This is a genomic window from Herbaspirillum sp. VT-16-41, assembly GCF_001994935.1.
GTDB lineage: Bacteria > Pseudomonadota > Gammaproteobacteria > Burkholderiales > Burkholderiaceae_D > Herbaspirillum > Herbaspirillum frisingense.
On the sequence record NZ_MUXB01000095.1, the window covers coordinates 19,654 to 36,761 of the forward strand.

Here is a 17,108-nt window from a genome sequence, read left to right on the forward strand (position 1 = left end):
AGGAGAACAGGAGCCATTCAGAAAGACGGAGTAGGGGCAGTCTGCGCTTGATTCAGCTTCCGGACCAACCGCGCCGGATTGCCGGCATAAATGCCTGGCTGCATAATATCCTTGGTGACCACGGAGCCAGCGCCAATGACGACATCACTACAGATGTTCACTGGCAAGACCGTAGCGTTACTGCCAATAGAGACGCGATCACCGATCTTGGTGGATTTCCAGAGCTGCTTGTCGCCCCTGGCCGGACCGCCCGTGGCAAACAGATCATTGATGAACATGACGCCATGCGCAATCACGCAGAACTCGCCGATCTCAACCAGTTCACAGATAAAACTGTGCGATTGGATACGTGAACCTCTGCCAATCCGCACATCCTTCTGGATCTCGACAAAAGGACCGACGAAGACGTCATCACAAAGCTCGCACCCATAGATATTGGCCGGCTGAACGATGGTCACATTCTGTCCGGAAACGATATCGCGAATTCCGACTTCCTTCAAATTCAGGTGCGTGACATCACTCACGAAGCTTCCCCCAGGCGGCAGAACTTGGGACGAAAACGTAGGAACACTTCACGGCCCGATTCGACCGATTCGTAGATGGCATTGATCAGCTCAAGACTGCGACGACCCTGCAGGCCATCAACCAGATGCTGCTTACCGCCACGAATCGCATCGACCACATGCTCATAGTAGGCCTGATGACCAAAGCCATATACGTTCGGCGGATTGACCGAATATTTTTCCATTACCTCGTCATCACCCACTTCGGTGTCGACAAAGGACCATACCTTCATCTTGTTTACGGCAAATCCGGCAATCTCTACGGATCCACCTTCACCCAGAATAGAAATGGATCCCTCAAGATCAGTCGGCCGCACAGCGGTCGTCGCCTCAATGATGCCCAACGCGCCGCTTCTAAACTTGAGCACAACCACTGCCGTGTCCTCAGCTTCAATGTTGGCTAGCGCGGTCGCACTTTTCGCGAAGACACTATCAACATCGCCCAACATCCACTCCAGCATGTCAATATGGTGACTGGCCTGGTTGGCCAGTACGCCGCCATCCATGGCCCAGGTACCGCGCCAAGGCGCCTGATCGTAATACGATTGCGGACGACACCAGCGGACGCGAACGGTACCCAACGAGATCTTGCCGAAGCGTCCTTGCTCGAGTGCCTCCCGAAGCTTGACGACGGGCACGTTAAAGCGATTCTGCTTGACCACGAAAAGCTTGACACCCGCAGCATCGCAGGCCTGGATCATGGCGTCCGCGTCATCCAGGGTCAGCGCCATAGGCTTTTCGACGACGATATGCTTGCGGTATTTTGCCAACTGCACGACGTGCTTGGCATGATTTCCGCTCTCCGTCAACACGACAACCACATCGACATCTACCGACTGCATCATTTCATGCATATCGGCAAAACAGGGTACGGAAAACTGCTCGCCGATCTTCTGCGCTTTGGGCAAATCAATGTCGCACACCGCCGCTAATTCTGCGCCTTCAATCTGCTTCAGGCCGAGCAATTCTGAATGACGTTTGGCAATGCGCCCGCAGCCAACCAGGGCAAACTTGAGCATTACTGCGCTCCTAAAATGAAATTGTAAAAGTTACGTGGAGAGCACAACGCCATACCCTCTCCAGCCAGTCAAAGGCCGATAATCCTGAAACTTATTCGACGCTCACATTGATGCTGTAACCGTGGTGTTTGAGCAGCGCGTGTCGCTTGGCCTGCTCCAGATCGTACGCCACCATCTCCTGGCACATCTCCTGAACCGTGATTTCAGGCACCCATCCCAGTTTTTCCTTCGCTTTGGCCGGGTCACCCAGCAAGGTCTCCACCTCGGTAGGACGGAAATAGCGCGGATCAATACGCACGACTACATCACCAACTTTCAAGGCTGGTGCCTTATCGCCACTGATTGCCGCTACTACTGCCTGCTCATTGATACCAGTGCCGACGAACTCCAGCTTGACGCCCAATTCCTCTGCCGACCAGGAGATAAACTGGCGGACGCTGTACTGAACCCCCGTGGCAATCACAAAATCCTCAGGCGTATCTTGTTGCAACATCATCCACTGCATGCGGACGTAATCCTTAGCATGTCCCCAATCGCGTAGAGCGTCGAGATTGCCCATGTAAAGACAGCTCTCCAGCCCCTGACCGATATTGGCCAGTCCGCGCGTGATCTTGCGCGTGACGAAGGTTTCGCCGCGACGTGGGCTCTCATGATTGAACAGAATGCCATTGCAAGCATAGATGCCGTAGGCCTCCCGATAATTTACGGTGATCCAGTACGCATATAGCTTGGCTACTGCATAAGGGCTACGAGGATAGAACGGCGTTGTCTCTTTCTGAGGCGTTTCCTGAACCAATCCGTAGAGTTCGCTGGTGCTAGCCTGATAGAACCGTGTCTTCTTTTCCAACCCCAGAATCCGGATTGCCTCAAGGATACGCAGCGTACCCATCGCATCAGCGTCCGCAGTGTATTCGGGTGACTCAAAACTCACTGCGACGTGGCTCTGAGCGCCCAGGTTGTAGATCTCATCGGGCTGAGTTTCTTGAATGATGCGAACCAGATTGCTGGTATCTGTCAAATCACCATAGTGCAACTTGAAACGCGCATTTTCGATGTGCGGATCTTGATAAATATGATCAACACGTTGCGTATTGAAGAGGCTGGCCCGACGCTTGATCCCATGGACGACATAGCCTTTTTCCAAAAGAAATTCCGCCAGATAGGAGCCATCTTGCCCGGTAATACCAGTGATTAAAGCGACTTTCGGTTGCATTGATGTCTTACTTTCGTTAATAAGTATTTTTCAGGAAATCGTCATAAGCTCGCCGCAACCCATCTTCCAGCCCGATTTTCGCTTGCCAGCCCAGACTATTGAGACGACCACTATCCATCAACTTGCGCGGAGTTCCGTCTGGTTTGCTCGGATCGAAATGAATGACGCCGTCGTATCCCATGATCCGCGCAATGGTATGTGCCAATTCATTGATAGTGATATCAATACCGCATCCCACATTAATATGGCTAAGCATAGGCAAGGTATGCTTGTCATAGACAGCCTTATCCAGATTCATGATGTGAATGCATGCCGCTGCCATATCATCGACGTAAAGAAACTCTCGCATGGGGGTTCCAGTTCCCCAGATCGAAACGGAAGGAGAATGGTTTACCTTCGCCTCGTGAAAACGTCGCAGCAATGCGGGGATCACATGGCTGTTTTCAGGGTGGTAATTATCCCCCGGTCCATAAAGATTGGTAGGCATGGCACTCCGATAATCCACCCCATCACTTTGCCCATATTGCCGGTTATAGCTTTCACACAGCTTGATACCCGCGATCTTGGCGATCGCGTAAGGCTCATTGGTAGATTCGAGGGGGCCGGTCATCAAAGCGTCTTCCCGCATAGGCTGCGGCGCCATGCGAGGATAGATGCAGCTGGAACCGAGAAATAGCAGCTTTTTGGTCCCGGCTCGGAAGGCGGCCTCGATGATATTGGCTTCGATCATCAGGTTTTCGTAGATGAATTCGGCCGGAAAAGAATTATTGGCGAATATTCCGCCGACCTTCGCCGCCGCAAGGTAGACTTGATCAGGCCTTTCTTGCTCGAAGAAGGCACGTACGGCAGCCTGATTGACAAGATCAAGGGAGTTCCTATCACGCGTGATTACCTGCTCTGCTGCCATTCCACCCGCTAGCAATTGGCGCACAATAGCCGAACCAACCATACCGCGGTGTCCGGCAACGAAAATCTTGGGCATTAGAAATTCCACATTAAAACGGTTATCGCTGCTCGAGGCCGCTGCGAAATGCCGTCGGGATAATCGAATTCCGAGGACATATGCAAGCCTTCATTAATTCCCAGGGCTCTTCTCCAGATCAGCAATTTCCTTGTTCCAACTTTCAATCCACCGATTTTCGATGAGAAAAGCAGGCTTCAAAGCGCTTTTCCGGCGGATACATGCGTATCGGCAGATATACATGACAAAGCTTGTTCTTGTAACGCTTGAAGTTCTGGACTTTGACATGCCCGTTTTCCGCGAAAGAGAAACCGAACAATGATTGACAATCCTGAGACTTACCCCTATGACTTTCTGGCTGATTTTCTTTGATTTATTCTCAGATATTCTGGCAGACCGATATCCATTCGCAGGCAAACGTACCGCCCAAGCCACTGGCTTCAATCAGTCACTCTGATACCTGTAGCCAAGTGCTGGCAACTTAATTACCTAAAATACACACTTGCTCACTACACTGGCAAATTTTGCCACATTCTAAGCCGCACAGTCCATTTGCCCTAAAAAAATACCCCACTATCTACGTGGAAATCCACCTGAAAGCGCCGAGCCGATCTGGCCCAGCTGCCGAAAAATGAGAAAAGCATTATTACAACAGCATGGATGTAATCTCACCACCAACTCACGTAATGGCAATGTGAAATGCATGAAAGCTATTTGCATCGACCGATTTCAACGCACCGCGAAGCATGGAATCCTTGTTCGTGGACCAACATGGACGGTCGGATGCACAGCCGAGTTATCCTCGCGATCACTTGTTGTCGGGACGCCCGGGAAAAGCACATATGAGGTAACTAACGGTCCTAAATACGTATTACCTGGGCTAAAGCCCGACCGACCATAAGACTTCACCATGAAAATTTCATCCCTTGTTATTGGCGACATTCAAGGCTGCAACCAGCAGCTTGATCAGTTGCTAGACATCCTGCCACTCACATCGAGCCAGGTGCTTTTTGCCGGCGATCTGATCAATCGGGGCCCCCAATCCCTGCAAACCCTGCGCACGGTCATGCAAATGGGCGACCGTGCCAAGGCCGTCCTGGGCAACCACGACCTGCACCTGCTGGCAGTGGCCTGCGGCATCCGCCCGGCCCACCGGGATGACACGCTCGACGAGATCCTGGCAGCACCCGACCGCGACGAACTGATCGACTGGCTGCGCCATCGTCCGCTGGCCATCCACGAGCAGAACCACCTGATCGTACACGCCGGTGTACTGCCGCAATGGAACCTGGAACAGGCGCTGTCGCTGGCCGCCGAAGTCGAGGCCATGCTGCAAAGCGAGCAATGGATCGATTTCCTGCGCCACATGTACGGTAACCAGCCTGCGCGCTGGAGCGACGACCTGGCCGGCTACGACCGGCTGCGCTGCGTCATCAACGCCTTCACCCGGCTACGCTTCTGCCAGGCGGACGGGACGATGGATTTTGCGGTGAAGGAAGGTGCGGCCGCCGCACCGGAAGGGCTGATGCCCTGGTTCGAGGTGCCGGGCCGTCGTACGGAAGAGGTAAGCGTGGTCTTCGGCCACTGGTCGACGCTGGGACTGGTGATGCGCCCCAATCTGATTGCGCTCGATACTGGCTGCGTCTGGGGTGGCAAGCTCAGTGCGGTGCGACTTGAGGATCGGGCGCTGTTCCAGGTGCAGTGTCCGCAGGCGCGCCAGCCGGGCTGAGCGATTCCAGCGAATACCCCAGGCCGGTCGCGATCACCTCGCGCGCGCTACGCGCCAGGTCGCGCCGGTGGGCGCCTTCAGTGTTGATAATGGGCAATTGCTTCAACTGCGCACGCATGCCCCGGGCCTTGAGGATGGTCAGGATACTCTCGGCAATGGACATGTCGCCAATGAAATCGGCCGCCCCATGCAAATTGCCGGCCGCATCCACGTAGCGCAGCGCATACGGCTGCACCGGCGCCCGGGCATCGATGGCGGCTTCGAACAGGTTGGCGTGGAAGGGTAGCAGCGTACCCTGGGCCGCCGTGGTGCCTTCCGGGAAGAAGGCCACGTGCTCGTCCTTCTCGATGCTTTCCACCAGTCCCTTGAAGATGCGACGCACATCGCTGGCCTTGCCACGCGAAATGAAGATGGTGCCCGTCTTGGCACACAACCAGCCGATCAGCGGCCAGCCACGGATCTCGGACTTGGCCACGAAGCGGCAGGGCTGCAGCGAATTGACCACGAAGATATCCAGCCAGCTCACGTGGTTGGACACCAGCAGCGAACGCTGCAGCGGCAAGGGGCTGTCGATCTCGACGCTGATGCCGCAGATGCGCAGCAGCTTGCGCGACCAGCGCCGGATATGCGCCTCCTGGCCCTTCTTGCCGGTCAACGGGAACAGGAAGGCGCACACCGCCATGCCCTTGAACAGATGCGCGATCAGGCGCAGCAAACGGAAAACGAACATGGCTCGGTCGGCTCTTGGTCGGCTGTAGAAACGATGCAGGTCGGATCAGCGCTCGAAGGCGATATGCCCCGAGACGATGGTGGCCTTGACGACGCCAGGCAGCTCATAGCCCAGGAAAGGCGTGTGCTTGCCCTGGCTGGCCAGCGCGCTGCCGTGTACCTTCCACATGGTGTTGGGATCGAACAGGCAGAGGTCGGCCACGTTGCCAACGGCCAGGTTGCCCGCCTTCAGGCCCGCCACCTTGGCGGCGCGATGGGTCACCTTGGAGATCGCCTTGGACAACACTTCCTTGCCCTCGCCTTCGGTCTCCAGCGCCCACTTTAAGGACAGCGACAGCAACAGTTCCAGGCCGGTCGCGCCCGGCGAGGCTTCGCCGAAGGGCAGCAGCTTCTCGTCGTCATCCACAGGGGTATGGTCGGAGCAGACGGCGTCGATGGTGCCATCGAGCAGTGCGGTGCGGATCGCTTCGCGGTCGCGTTGCGAGCGCAGCGGCGGGGTCATGCGGGCATTGGAATCGAAGAAGCCGATATCCAGGTCACACAGATGGATGTGGTGCACGCCCACGTCGCAGGTCACCGGCAGGCCTTCGCTCTTGGCCTGGCGCACCAGCTCAAGACCGGCGGCCGAGGACATGCGACACAGGTGAACCCGCGCGCCCGTCGCACGCATGAGTTCGAACAGGGTGTACAGGGCGATGGTCTCGGACATCACAGGCACCCCCGACAGGCCCAGGCGCGACGCCGCCGGCCCGCTGTGGGCGATGCCCGAGCGGCCCAGGTGCGGGTCCTGCGGGCGCAGCCAGACGGTGTAGTTGAAGGTCTTGGCATATTGCAGCGCCGACAGCAACACGGTGGTATCGGTAATCGGTTCCTCGGCCTGCGAAAAGCCGATGCAACCCGCCTCGGTCAGCTCGGCCATTTCTGTCAGGGCCTTGCCCTTCAGGCCGGCGGTCAGCGCACCCAGCGGATAGACGTGCGCCTGGTTCAGCGAACGGGCGCGGTGCTTCAGCATTTCCACAAGACCCGGCTCGTCCAGCACGGGATCGGTATCCGGTGGGCAGATCAGGCTGGTCACACCGCCCTGGATGGCGGCCTGCATCTCGGATTCGAGCGTGGCCTTGTATTCATAGCCGGGCTCGCGCAGGCGCGCCGACAGGTCCACCAGCCCGGGGGTCACCACCAGTCCGGTGGCGTCGATGGTCTTGTTGGCCACGAAGTCGGCCGGAGCCTGGCCGACACCGACGATCTTGCCGGCGGCTACGTACACATCCTGCTGGGCATCAATGCCGTTGGCCGGGTCGATCAGGCGGCCGTTCTTGATATGCAGTTTCATCAGTTGAATGTCTTTTTAGCGAGTCGTCTTAATTCTTCAAAATTTCCTGCGAGCCAGGCTTCCTTCTTCCTGCGCGTCCAGCCCTTCAGTTGCTGCTCAGCTGCCAGTGCTTCTTCTCTTGTTCCAAAGCTTTCCGACTTCAACAGCTCGACCGGCAAACGAGCCGACGTGTAGCAGTCCATTGCAGCAGATTGATGCTGTGCCATCCGCGTCTCGATATTGTCCGTATGGCCGACGTAGTAGCTGCCATCCGAACAACGCAAAAGATAAACATAAAACGCCATGTCCACCTCAGCTACTGGTCACGCACACCGTGCGCTGGCTTCGATACGGCCCTGCGGTCCTACTCAGCCCGAACGGGCTTAGGTGGAGCGGGGACGGTCAAACATTGACTCCGTTCGCCCTGAGTAGCCGCGTAGCGGCGTATCGAAGGGCAGATTCAGGACACCTTACTCAATTCAATTGCCAGCCACGATGCTCATGACCGCCATGCGCACCGCGATGCCGAAGGTCACCTGCGGCAGGATCACTGCCTGGGCGCCGTCAGCCACGGCCGAGTCGATTTCCACGCCGCGGTTCATCGGACCGGGGTGCATCACGATGGCGTCCGGCTTGGCCAGGGCCAGGCGTTCCGGGGTCAGGCCGTAGCTCTTGAAGAACTCCTGCGCCGAGGGCAGCAGCGCACCGCTCATGCGCTCGTTCTGCAGGCGCAGCATGATGATCACGTCGACGTCCTTCAAGCCCTCTTCCATGTTGTGGAAGACGCGCACGCCCATCTGCTCCAGGCCACTGGGCAAGAGCGTACGTGGGCCGATGGCCCGCACTTCGGGCACGCCCAAGGTGGTCAGCGCATGGATGTCGGAACGCGCCACGCGGCTATGCAGGATGTCACCCACGATGGCCACGCGCAGGTTGGTGAAATCCTTCTTGTAGTGGCGGATCGTGTACATGTCCAGCAGCCCCTGGGTCGGGTGCGCATGACGGCCGTCGCCGGCGTTGACCACGTGCACATGCGACTGCCTGGTGTCGATCAGGTGCTTGGCGATCAGGAAGGGCGCGCCCGATTGGGCGTGGCGCACCACGAACATGTCGGCATGCATGGCCGCCAGGTTGTCGATGGTGTCCAGCAGCGACTCGCCCTTGCTGGTGCTGGAGGCCTGGATGTTGAGGTTGATCACGTCCGCCGACAGGCGCTTGGAAGCGATCTCGAAGGTGGTACGGGTACGTGTGGAGTTCTCGAAGAAGAGATTGAACACGCTCTTGCCACGCATGAGCGGCACCTTCTTGACTTCGCGGTCGCCGATGCTGACGAACGAAGAAGCGGTGTCAAGGATGTGCGTGAGAATCGAGCGCGGCAGGCCCTCGATGGTCAGCAGGTGCTGCAGTTCGCCGTTTTTATTGAGTTGTGGATTAAGCATGGACCACCGTGAGTGAGAAGCGGCCGTCGTCGGCGCGTTGCAATTGCAGGTTTTCTTGTTTGGTCAGTTCAACCGAGGTCGCCACGAAATCGGCAGCCACCGGCAGCTCGCGCCCGCCGCGATCGGCCAGCGCGGCCAGCAGCACGCGCGCCGGGCGGCCGTAGTCGAACAGTTCGTTGATGGCCGCGCGCGTGGTGCGCCCGGTGTAGAGCACGTCGTCCACCAGCAGGATGGTGGCGCCTTCGACATCGAAGGGAATCTGGCTGGGCTTGACGTCGGCGCGCAGGCCCTTCTCGGAAAAGTCATCGCGATAGAAGGACACGTCGACAAAGCCGAGGCGTTCGGTCAGGCCCAGTTCGGCTGCCAGCCGCTCGGCCAGCCAGGCGCCACCGGAATGGATGCCCACCAGCGCCACGTCGGTCGCGCCCTGCAGGCCGGTCCTGATCTGCTGCACCAGGGTCTGGTACAGCGCTTCTGCATCAAGCTGGGAAGATGTTGTGCTCATGAATGTGCGTCGTCAAAGTATTGCTGCAAAATGATGGCGGCGGCCTGGTCGTCGATCTGCTCGCCGCGCTGGTGCTGGATCACCGCCGAACTGTAGCGTTCATCCACCAGCGTGACCTCGACCCCGTAGCGACCGTGCAGCTGGTTGGCGAAGCGCCGGCAGCGCACGCTCATCTCGTGCTCCGCGCCGTCCGGGTGCAAGGGCAGGCCGACCACGCAGCGCGCCGGCTGCCACTCTGCGATCAGGCGCGCGATGGCGGCGAACTTGCCGTCATTGGTGGGCTCGCCGATCACCGCCAGCGGCTGGGCCTGCTTCAGACCGGTATTGCCCACTGCCACGCCGATGCGTTTCAAGCCGAAGTCGAAGGCCAGGATGGTTTCCAAGCGTTTTCCCTATCGTCCTCAGGCCCGCCCGGCGTCGCCGGAGAGCATCACCGGATCGATGCCCAGCAAGGCCAGGGCTGCCGTGAAGCGTTCTTCCACGGGCAGTTCGAAGATGATGGCCGGATCGGCCTTCACCGTCAGCCAGCCATTGCGTCCGATCTCCCCTTCCAGCTGACCCGGGCTCCAGCCCGAGCAACCCAGCGTCACCAGCACCCGCTCAGGGCCGTTGCCATACGCCACGGCTTCCAGCACATCCTTGGAGGTGGTCAGCGCGACATCATCGGTCACCTGCAGGGTGGAGGAGTATTTTTCCGAGGTCGAATGCAGCACGAAGCCGCGCTCCACCTGCACCGGGCCACCGAACATGACCGGCCGGCGATACAGCTCCGGCATGGCCTCAGGGGTATCGGGGCGGATTTCCAGCTTGAGGTTGATGCGGTCGAACAGCACGTCCATCGTCATGTCGGTGGGCTTGTTGATGACTACGCCCAGCGCGCCGTTATGGTTGTGTTCGCACAGATAGACCACCGTGCCGCCGAAGACCGGGTCCAGCATGGACGGCATGGCGATCAGGAAGTGATTGGTCAGGTCCAGTTCCAGCGGGGGCCGGATCTCCTCTTCGGCGCTGTCTTCGCCCGCGGCGGATGCTCCGGATGCTCCGGATGGTGCGGAAGAGCCGGAAGACCCGGCTTGGGCCGAAGCTGCCTCGCGGCGAGGTGAGTCAGGACGGAAAGGATCGAAAGCGCCAAAGGAATCCACGGATTCATCGAAATCCTCGGCTGAGAAACTGAAGGGAGAATTACGTCGCTTGATCATCCCGCCATTTTAGCAGTTTTGGCCGCCTCCCCCATGCGGCTCATGGGGAAAGCGGGGACCAAGGCGGCACAAGCAAGCGACTTCGCCCTGCCCTAATTGCCTGCAAGCATCTTCTGCACCGCCTGACGCGCTTGCGCTCCCAGTTCTGCCAGATCCAGCCCGGGAATGACATCGTCCCGCACCACGGCCTTGCCGCCGACCCACATTGCCTTCAGGAAAGGCCGCCCACCCGAGGCCACCGGCCCGATGGCCGGATCATGCAGGCCGAAGTAGCGCGGGTCATCCAGGCGGTACAGCGCAATATCGGCCTGCTGCCCCACCTGCAGGCCGTCCAGCGCCTCCAGCCCCAGCACCCGGGCGCCACCGGTCGTGCCCCAGCGCACCACATCCTCCACCGTGGCCTCGGCCGCGCCTCCCTCGAAGCTGCCGCCCCGGAATACCGGCGTCGCTTCCTGGCCGCGCCGGGCGCGCTGCATCAGCCAGGCGGCGTGGGTTTCGGAAATCATGTCAGCCGCCTCGTTGGAGGCCGCGCCATCCACGCCGATCGACACCGGCACGCCGGCTGCCTCCAATGCACGTATCGGCGCAATCCCGCTCCCCAGGCGCCCATTGCTCTGCGGACAATGGGCAATACCGGTGCCGGTGGCGCCCAGCAGCGCAATTTCCTCGGCATCGAGTTTGACCAGATGCGCAAACCACACATCCGGCCCCAGCCAGCCGATGCGCTCGCAGAACTGTACCGGACTGCAGCCATGCATGGCATGCGCACTGTCCTGGTAGCCCACGGTCTCGGACAGATGACTGTGCAGCCGCAAGCCCATCTCGCGCGCTGCCACGGCCATCTCGCGCAGTTCTTCGGGTGCCGCCGAATAGAGTGGCGTGGTGGGCGCCATCACCACCCTGCGCATGGCCGCTGGCGCCGGATCATGGAAACGCTTGCGCAAGCGCGCCATGTCCGCCAGGAAGCCCTCCAGCGTCTCGGGCCGCAAGGCACTCGGCAATTCGGCCTCCAGCTGGCGGGTTCGCATCGCGGTACCGCGACACAGCACGAAGCGCAGGCCCAGTCGCTCGGCCTCCTCGAACAGGATCTCGGAGGTATCGAAGGGCATGCCCGGGTAGTACAGGTAGTTGTGGTCGGCAATCGTGCCGCAACCCGAACGCAGCAGTTCCACCATGCCGATGCGCGCCGCCAGCCGGAACAGCTCGGCATCGAATCTGGCCCGATAGCGATAGGGTGTGGCCGCCAGCCAGGGGGTCAGCGTCGCGTTGATGCCCAGCGGGTCGCCCTTCAACAGGGACTGGAACAGGTGATGATGGGTATTGACCCAGGCCGGATAGGCCACGCAATCGCTGGCATCGATCACGTCTTCGCCGGCCTGTGCCGCAAGCCGGCCGATGGCTGCGATCACGCCGTCCTGCACCCGGATGTCGGGGCCGACGTGGCGCGCCGCAGCGCCGGGCAAGCCGGTCATGATGGCTTGCAGGTTCCTGATCAGGAAGGTATTCATGCGCAATCGTCTCCTTGATATCGTGGACTCATCCCATTTCACTTTCATGCCAGCCGGCCAGCGCCGCGCGCGACAGTGCGCTCATCAGCCAGAACAGCAGGATGCCGGTCAGTGTGATCAGCAGCAAGGCCGCAAACAGCCGCGGGATATTGAGCTGGAAGCCGGCCTGCAGGATCTGGTAGGCCAGTCCCGAGCCGGTACCGCCGGTGCCGGCCACGAACTCCGCCACCACCGCGCCGATCAGCGCCAGTCCGCTGGAAATGCGCAAGCCGCCGAAAAAATAAGGCAAGGCACTCGGAATGCGCAAGCGCCTGAGCGTCTGCCAGCGGGTCGCCTTGTTCAGCCGGAACAGGTTGAGCAAGCCCGGATTGACGCTGCGCAGCCCGAGCGTGGTGTTGGAGATGATCGGGAACAGCGCCATGATGGTGGCGCAGACCGTCAGCGCAGCCGTGGTGTCCTTGACCCAGATGATGATCAACGGCGCAATCGCCACGATGGGCGTGACCTGCAGGATGATCGCATAGGGAAACAGGCTGACCTCGATGAAGCGGCTCTGCACGAAGACGAAGGCGATCGCCACGCCCAGGATCACCGCCAGCACAAAAGCCAGGAAGGTGATCTTCAGCGTCACCAGCAACGAATCAAGCAGCATGCCCCAGTCGGCCACCAGGGTCTTGGCGATCAAGGAAGGCGTCGGTATCAGATAGGGCGGCACCTCCAGCAGCGTGCAGACCACCTGCCACATCAGGAGCAAGGTAATACCGATCGCCAGCGGTGCGGCCACCCGCCAGAAGCCGGGACGGTTGACCAGCGGCTCAGTGTTGGGCTTCATGACCGCCTCCCTGCTGGTTGGCCAGCGTCAGGTAATCAGATAGCGTCTTGCAATACTGCATGAAGGGCGCCGAAATGCGGAAGGCCTCGTCACGCGGCCCTGGCGCATCGATGGCCACATCGGCGATCACCCGCCCGGGCCGCGCCGCCATCACGATCACCCGCGAAGACAGGAACACCGCCTCATAGATGCTGTGGGTCACGAAGACCACCGTCAGGTCCTGCTGACTCCAGATATCGCGCAGGTCGGCATCGAGCTTGTTGCGGGTGAATTCATCCAGGGCACCGAACGGCTCATCCATCAGCAGCAGATTGGGCGAGGTCGCCAGCGCCCGCGCGATCGAGGCACGCATCTGCATGCCGCCGGACAATTCGCGCGGCAGCACCTTGTGGAACTTGTCCAGGCCCACCAGCTTCAGGGCGGCCGCCACCCGCGCATCGGCCTGCGCACGCGGCACGTGGCGCAGGTCCAGCGGCAACCGTGCATTCTGTTCCACCGTGGCCCAGGGCATGAGCGTGGCTTCCTGGAACACCATGGCCAGCGTGCGCTCCGGCGTCCCGACCGTGGCCAGGTTACCGCCCCACCAACGCAGATGCCCATGCGACGGCTCCTCCAGCCCGGCGAACATCTTCAGCAGGGTGCTCTTGCCGCAGCCCGACGGGCCCAGCAAAGAGACGAACTCCCCGCGCCCGATATCGAGCCGCACTTCGTCCAGGGCGCGTGTGCCGTTGCGGTAGGTCTTCTCCACCCGTTGCGCCGACAGCACCGGAGCCTCGCCGGATGCCTCGCCCTGCTGCTCCCATGCCGCGGCCTGCGACATGGCGTGATCATCTCTGTCCATGGAATCTCCTGGCGGGTTCATGCAGCGGGATGGATGCGGAAGACTTCGGATTCGCCATGCTCTTCCAGCAGCTGCAGCAGCATGCGGCGCATGATCAGACCCGGACGGTCCGAGGCCATGTGGAATTCCTGGCGGCGCCGCACGTCGATGCAGGCGTCCGGGTCGGTGGCTTCCAGGATGTCACGGTCTTCCACCAGGATGGGGGCGTCCCAGGCGATCAGCTCGGCCTCGGAGCAATCCTCCTCGGTATCGTTGCGGTACAGCCACTGCGCCAGCATGATGCTGCCATCGTCGATGGGCGTAGCGCAGTTGTAGATGATGTGATGCCGGCCGCTCTCCGGATAGGTGCAACCGAAGCGACGCACGAAAGGCAGGTACCAGCGGTTGAACATGTGGCGCACGGTGGTATCAGCCGTGCTGCCGGTGACGCGGTGGCTGGCCGGCACGTTCTTGATCGGCACCCGTGTCTCGGCCTCGAAGCCGTAGTCGGTTTCCTCGATCTCGTACTTCTCCGGCTTGGGCTGATCGTACAGGCCGAAGGTAGCCCGATGCACGTAGCTGAAATGGGAATTGTCGAAGGAGTTTTCCATCATGCGCAGCGCGCTGGTATCCCAGCGTTCGTAGAACTGGAAGATGCGGCGGTATCCCGGCGCACCATCCTCGGGAAAATCGGGGATGTCACGCAGCGGATCTTCCAGCGCCACCCAGACATAACCGTAGCGCTCCTTGCAGTGATAGGACTTCACGCAGGCACCCGACGGCACGCTGCCGTCCACGCTCTGAGGCACGCGCACGCAGGCGCCCTCGCCGTTGAAGGTCCAGCCATGGTAGCCGCAGACGATATTGCCGTTTTCCACGAAGCCCTTGGACAGCCGCGCCGTGCGATGGCAGCAGCGGTCCTGCAAGGCGGCCGGCGTACCATCTTCCCTGAGCCATACCACCAGCTTCTCGCCCAGCAGCGTAAAGGGCTGCGGGCCGTCCTTGAGCTGCGAGATGGGCATGAGCGCGTACCAGAACCTGCGCAAGACTTTTTGTTGAGTTACCAGCATGATGCTGCTCCTTCTGCTTGGACTGCGGACCTGGGGATCCGCAGTGGTCCGGCCGGCGTGCCAACACGGTCGCCTTCGCCGGAAAATCTGACATTCGAAAATTCGGACTTGCTGGCTGCGGTGACTCAGTCCACCGCCACCGCCCCGAAGGTCTGCCTCACCTTCATGTCCAGGTACTCGCCAATGGTGCAAGGCGCATAACGCGGTGGGCGCTCGGCGCTGCAGCAGGTCGGCAGGCAGGTCACCACGGCCGCCTGGTCGCCATCCTGGAAAAAGGGCAGCGAATAACGCGGTACCGTGCCGGCATTGAGCACGCGATGTGGATTGCTGTGATAGAGGTCATTGCTCCAGCGCTGCAGCAGGTCACCGATGTTGACCACGAAACTGTCCTTGATGGGCGGTGCGCTCACCCACTGGCCCTCTGCGTTGCAGACCTCCAGTCCACCGATGGCATCCTGCGCGAGGATGGTGACCAGGCCCCAGTCGGTATGCGCACCGGCGCCGATCTGGTTGTTCCTCGCACCGTCCGGTTGTGGCGGGTAGTGCAGCATCCGTTGGGTGGCGATGGGCGTTTCCAGCACCGGCTCGAAGAAATCCTCCGGCATCTCCAGCGACAGCGCGATCACGCTGAGCAGACGATGCGAGAGCGCGCGCACGGCCTCGTAATAGCGCCGCGAATGGGCTTCGAATCCGGGCAGGTCCTGCGGCCACCGGTGATGACCATAGCGCAGCAGGCCACGCTGCACGTAGGCATGATCATGGGCAATGTCGAAGCCGAACTGGAAGCCCTCCTTCAGGTCCGCCGGCGAACCCTCATCAAGGGCCTGCGCCCCCATGCGTTCATAGCCGTAGCCGGACGGCGAACCGCGCATGTCGATGGCCGCCTTGCTGGCCGCCGGCAACGCAAAGAATCGGCGCGCCCAGTCGAACTGGCCTTCCACCAGTGACTGCGGGACACCGTGGTTGACGATGTAGAAGAAACCCACGTCACGCGAAATCTTGTGGATTTCCCAGGCCAGCGCTTCACGCCGGCTTCGCTCGGGGGAAAACGCATCGGCAAAATCGATCACCGGGATGCGGCGTGCTGTCATCGGTGCTGTGTAGGGAATCATGGCGTCCTCACGCGCAAGGTGGACCGCGCCGCCGCACTCACGCAGCGGCGCCCAACGGGATCAGGGCATGACCTTCATGTCCTTGACGAACTGGGTGGTGTAGGCCTTGTGATAATCCGTACCCGCCTTGAGCAGGCTGGTAGCGACCATGACGTCATAGGTCTGCTTCCAGCGTTCATCGGTCATCACGCCGATGCCCAACCGTGCCGCATCGCCACCGGTGACCACCTTGAGCTCCTTGAGCTTGCCCAGGGCATAGGCCAGTTGCTCGTCGCCCATGTTCTTGTTGTCGGCCTTGATGAGGGCATTGGCCGGGGCCGGGTCTTCCAGGTAGCTCTTCCAGCCTTCAGCGGTCGCCTTGACGAAGCGCTGCACCAGGTCGGGCTTGCTGGCCACGGTCTTTTGCAGCGTCACGATGGTGGTGCCATACGGCGGATAGCCCTCGCTGGCAAAGAGGAAGAACTTGCTCTTCACGCCGGCCTTGTCGGCCTGGAACAGTTCGGAGGAAGGATAGGCCTGCTGCGCGATGTTGGGATCGGCGAAGAAAGGCTGCAGGTTGAAGGTGTAGGCCTTGGACTGCGCATCGGTATAGCCATACTTGGACTTGAGCCACGGCCACCAGCTCGACTGGCCGGAGCCCGCCACCAGGATGGTCTTGTTCTTCAGCCCGGCCAGGCTGGTGACATCATCATGCGTCATCATGCCCTGCAGGTCGGACTGGAAGGACGTACCCACGGTCACCAGCGGCAAGCCCTGCTCTATGCCCTTGAGCACCGTGAAGTCATACCCCATGCTGAAGTCGGCCTGCCCCGCCACCAGGATCTGCATGTTGTTGACCTGCGGGCCACCCATCTTGATGGTGACATCCATGCCGTACTTCTTGTAGATGCCCTTGGCCACGGCCTGGTAGAAGCCGCCATGCTCGGCCTGCGCATACCAGTTCGACAGCAGGGTGACCTTGTCCTCGGCATGGGCCAGGCCGGCCATCTGCAGGGCTGCCGCGCCCAGCCATAGTGCGGCCACACGCCGCATGAAAGTCCGCTTCTGCATCGCTTGCTTCTTCATAGCCTTCCTCTCCAGGTGGGTTGAACTTGCAC

Annotated in this window: 18 protein-coding genes; 1 reads left to right on the top strand and 17 read right to left on the bottom strand. The window is 60.4% G+C overall.

The window, feature by feature from the left end; genetic code table 11:
- Positions 1–17 precede the first annotated feature (17 nt).
- The 4 genes from BTM36_RS07025 to BTM36_RS07040 all read right to left on the bottom strand — a co-directional run bounded on the left by BTM36_RS07025 (position 18) and on the right by BTM36_RS07040 (position 3,777).
- Positions 18–524, bottom strand: a complete 507-nt coding sequence (locus tag BTM36_RS07025; protein ID WP_077235710.1) for an acyltransferase — start codon at positions 522–524, stop codon at positions 18–20.
- On the bottom strand, positions 521–1,582 hold the full coding sequence (locus BTM36_RS07030) for a Gfo/Idh/MocA family protein (RefSeq protein ID WP_077235711.1): 1,062 nt from the start codon (positions 1,580–1,582) through the stop codon (positions 521–523). The genes BTM36_RS07025 and BTM36_RS07030 overlap by 4 nt, the downstream gene beginning before the upstream one ends.
- A 91-nt stretch (positions 1,583–1,673) precedes the next feature.
- The gene (gene gmd, locus BTM36_RS07035) at positions 1,674–2,795 is read right to left on the bottom strand and encodes a GDP-mannose 4,6-dehydratase (protein ID WP_077235712.1); all 1,122 of its coding nucleotides are present in this window, start codon (positions 2,793–2,795) and stop codon (positions 1,674–1,676) included.
- A gap of 16 nt (positions 2,796–2,811) precedes the next feature.
- Positions 2,812–3,777 (bottom strand): GDP-L-fucose synthase, encoded by a 966-nt coding sequence (locus BTM36_RS07040; RefSeq protein ID WP_077235713.1) that lies wholly within the window; start codon positions 3,775–3,777, stop codon positions 2,812–2,814.
- Positions 3,778–4,672: 895 nt separating this feature from the next.
- Here BTM36_RS07040 and BTM36_RS07045 point away from each other — a divergent pair.
- Positions 4,673–5,485 carry a symmetrical bis(5'-nucleosyl)-tetraphosphatase gene (locus tag BTM36_RS07045; protein WP_077235894.1) on the top strand — a complete coding sequence of 271 codons (813 nt, stop codon included), beginning with the start codon at positions 4,673–4,675 and terminating at the stop codon, positions 5,483–5,485.
- Here the strand turns inward: BTM36_RS07045 and BTM36_RS07050 are convergent.
- The 13 genes from BTM36_RS07050 to BTM36_RS07110 form a co-directional block, all read right to left on the bottom strand.
- Entirely contained in the window at positions 5,415–6,215 is an 801-nt protein-coding gene (locus tag BTM36_RS07050) for a 1-acyl-sn-glycerol-3-phosphate acyltransferase (protein WP_077235714.1), read from the bottom strand. The genes BTM36_RS07045 and BTM36_RS07050 overlap by 71 nt on opposite strands.
- Before the next feature lie 45 nt (positions 6,216–6,260).
- Positions 6,261–7,547: a dihydroorotase gene (locus tag BTM36_RS07055; RefSeq protein ID WP_006463700.1), complete on the bottom strand. Its 1,287-nt coding sequence runs from the start codon at positions 7,545–7,547 to the stop codon at positions 6,261–6,263.
- Positions 7,547–7,831: a GIY-YIG nuclease family protein gene (locus tag BTM36_RS07060; RefSeq protein ID WP_077235715.1), complete on the bottom strand. Its 285-nt coding sequence runs from the start codon at positions 7,829–7,831 to the stop codon at positions 7,547–7,549. Before BTM36_RS07060 ends, BTM36_RS07055 begins: the two co-directional genes overlap by 1 nt.
- 174 nt (positions 7,832–8,005) lie before the next feature.
- Positions 8,006–8,965, bottom strand: a complete 960-nt coding sequence (locus tag BTM36_RS07065; RefSeq protein ID WP_006463696.1) for an aspartate carbamoyltransferase catalytic subunit — start codon at positions 8,963–8,965, stop codon at positions 8,006–8,008.
- Positions 8,958–9,470 (bottom strand): bifunctional pyr operon transcriptional regulator/uracil phosphoribosyltransferase PyrR, encoded by a 513-nt coding sequence (gene pyrR / locus BTM36_RS07070; RefSeq protein WP_006463694.1) that lies wholly within the window; start codon positions 9,468–9,470, stop codon positions 8,958–8,960. Before pyrR ends, BTM36_RS07065 begins: the two co-directional genes overlap by 8 nt.
- On the bottom strand, positions 9,467–9,853 hold the full coding sequence (gene ruvX, locus BTM36_RS07075) for a Holliday junction resolvase RuvX (RefSeq protein WP_077235716.1): 387 nt from the start codon (positions 9,851–9,853) through the stop codon (positions 9,467–9,469). The genes pyrR and ruvX overlap by 4 nt, the downstream gene beginning before the upstream one ends.
- Before the next feature lie 18 nt (positions 9,854–9,871).
- Positions 9,872–10,669, bottom strand: a complete 798-nt coding sequence (locus BTM36_RS07080; protein ID WP_174616819.1) for a YqgE/AlgH family protein — start codon at positions 10,667–10,669, stop codon at positions 9,872–9,874.
- A gap of 92 nt (positions 10,670–10,761) precedes the next feature.
- A complete protein-coding gene (locus BTM36_RS07085; protein ID WP_077235717.1) occupies positions 10,762–12,177 on the bottom strand; it encodes an amidohydrolase family protein in 1,416 nt (471 codons plus the stop codon).
- Positions 12,178–12,205: 28 nt separating this feature from the next.
- A complete protein-coding gene (locus tag BTM36_RS07090) occupies positions 12,206–13,009 on the bottom strand; it encodes an ABC transporter permease (RefSeq protein WP_077235718.1) in 804 nt (267 codons plus the stop codon).
- Entirely contained in the window at positions 12,993–13,850 is an 858-nt protein-coding gene (locus tag BTM36_RS07095) for an ABC transporter ATP-binding protein (RefSeq protein ID WP_077235719.1), read from the bottom strand. The genes BTM36_RS07090 and BTM36_RS07095 overlap by 17 nt, the downstream gene beginning before the upstream one ends.
- A 17-nt stretch (positions 13,851–13,867) precedes the next feature.
- Positions 13,868–14,899: an aromatic ring-hydroxylating dioxygenase subunit alpha gene (locus tag BTM36_RS07100; protein WP_039875491.1), complete on the bottom strand. Its 1,032-nt coding sequence runs from the start codon at positions 14,897–14,899 to the stop codon at positions 13,868–13,870.
- A gap of 125 nt (positions 14,900–15,024) precedes the next feature.
- Positions 15,025–16,011 carry an isopenicillin N synthase family oxygenase gene (locus BTM36_RS07105; RefSeq protein ID WP_077235720.1) on the bottom strand — a complete coding sequence of 329 codons (987 nt, stop codon included), beginning with the start codon at positions 16,009–16,011 and terminating at the stop codon, positions 15,025–15,027.
- Positions 16,012–16,071: 60 nt separating this feature from the next.
- The gene (locus BTM36_RS07110; protein WP_077235721.1) at positions 16,072–17,076 is read right to left on the bottom strand and encodes an ABC transporter substrate-binding protein; all 1,005 of its coding nucleotides are present in this window, start codon (positions 17,074–17,076) and stop codon (positions 16,072–16,074) included.
- Positions 17,077–17,108: the final 32 nt, after the last annotated feature.

Bases quoted from the DNA above. Each gene is read 5' to 3' on its own strand.
- BTM36_RS07110 (WP_077235721.1), bottom strand. From the start codon at position 17,076: ATGAAGAAGCAAGCGATGCAGAAGCGGACTTTCATGCGGCGTGTGGCC.
- BTM36_RS07105 (WP_077235720.1), bottom strand. From the start codon at position 16,011: ATGATTCCCTACACAGCACCGATGACAGCACGCCGCATCCCGGTGATC.
- BTM36_RS07095 (WP_077235719.1), bottom strand. From the start codon at position 13,850: ATGGACAGAGATGATCACGCCATGTCGCAGGCCGCGGCATGGGAGCAG.
- BTM36_RS07040 (WP_077235713.1), bottom strand. From the start codon at position 3,777: ATGCCCAAGATTTTCGTTGCCGGACACCGCGGTATGGTTGGTTCGGCT.
- BTM36_RS07065 (WP_006463696.1), bottom strand. From the start codon at position 8,965: ATGCTTAATCCACAACTCAATAAAAACGGCGAACTGCAGCACCTGCTG.
- gmd (WP_077235712.1), bottom strand. From the start codon at position 2,795: ATGCAACCGAAAGTCGCTTTAATCACTGGTATTACCGGGCAAGATGGC.
- BTM36_RS07030 (WP_077235711.1), bottom strand. From the start codon at position 1,582: ATGCTCAAGTTTGCCCTGGTTGGCTGCGGGCGCATTGCCAAACGTCAT.
- pyrR (WP_006463694.1), bottom strand. From the start codon at position 9,470: ATGAGCACAACATCTTCCCAGCTTGATGCAGAAGCGCTGTACCAGACC.
- BTM36_RS07085 (WP_077235717.1), bottom strand. From the start codon at position 12,177: ATGAATACCTTCCTGATCAGGAACCTGCAAGCCATCATGACCGGCTTG.
- BTM36_RS07055 (WP_006463700.1), bottom strand. From the start codon at position 7,547: ATGAAACTGCATATCAAGAACGGCCGCCTGATCGACCCGGCCAACGGC.
- BTM36_RS07080 (WP_174616819.1), bottom strand. From the start codon at position 10,669: ATGATCAAGCGACGTAATTCTCCCTTCAGTTTCTCAGCCGAGGATTTC.
- BTM36_RS07060 (WP_077235715.1), bottom strand. From the start codon at position 7,831: ATGGCGTTTTATGTTTATCTTTTGCGTTGTTCGGATGGCAGCTACTAC.
- BTM36_RS07050 (WP_077235714.1), bottom strand. From the start codon at position 6,215: ATGTTCGTTTTCCGTTTGCTGCGCCTGATCGCGCATCTGTTCAAGGGC.
- BTM36_RS07090 (WP_077235718.1), bottom strand. From the start codon at position 13,009: ATGAAGCCCAACACTGAGCCGCTGGTCAACCGTCCCGGCTTCTGGCGG.
- BTM36_RS07100 (WP_039875491.1), bottom strand. From the start codon at position 14,899: ATGCTGGTAACTCAACAAAAAGTCTTGCGCAGGTTCTGGTACGCGCTC.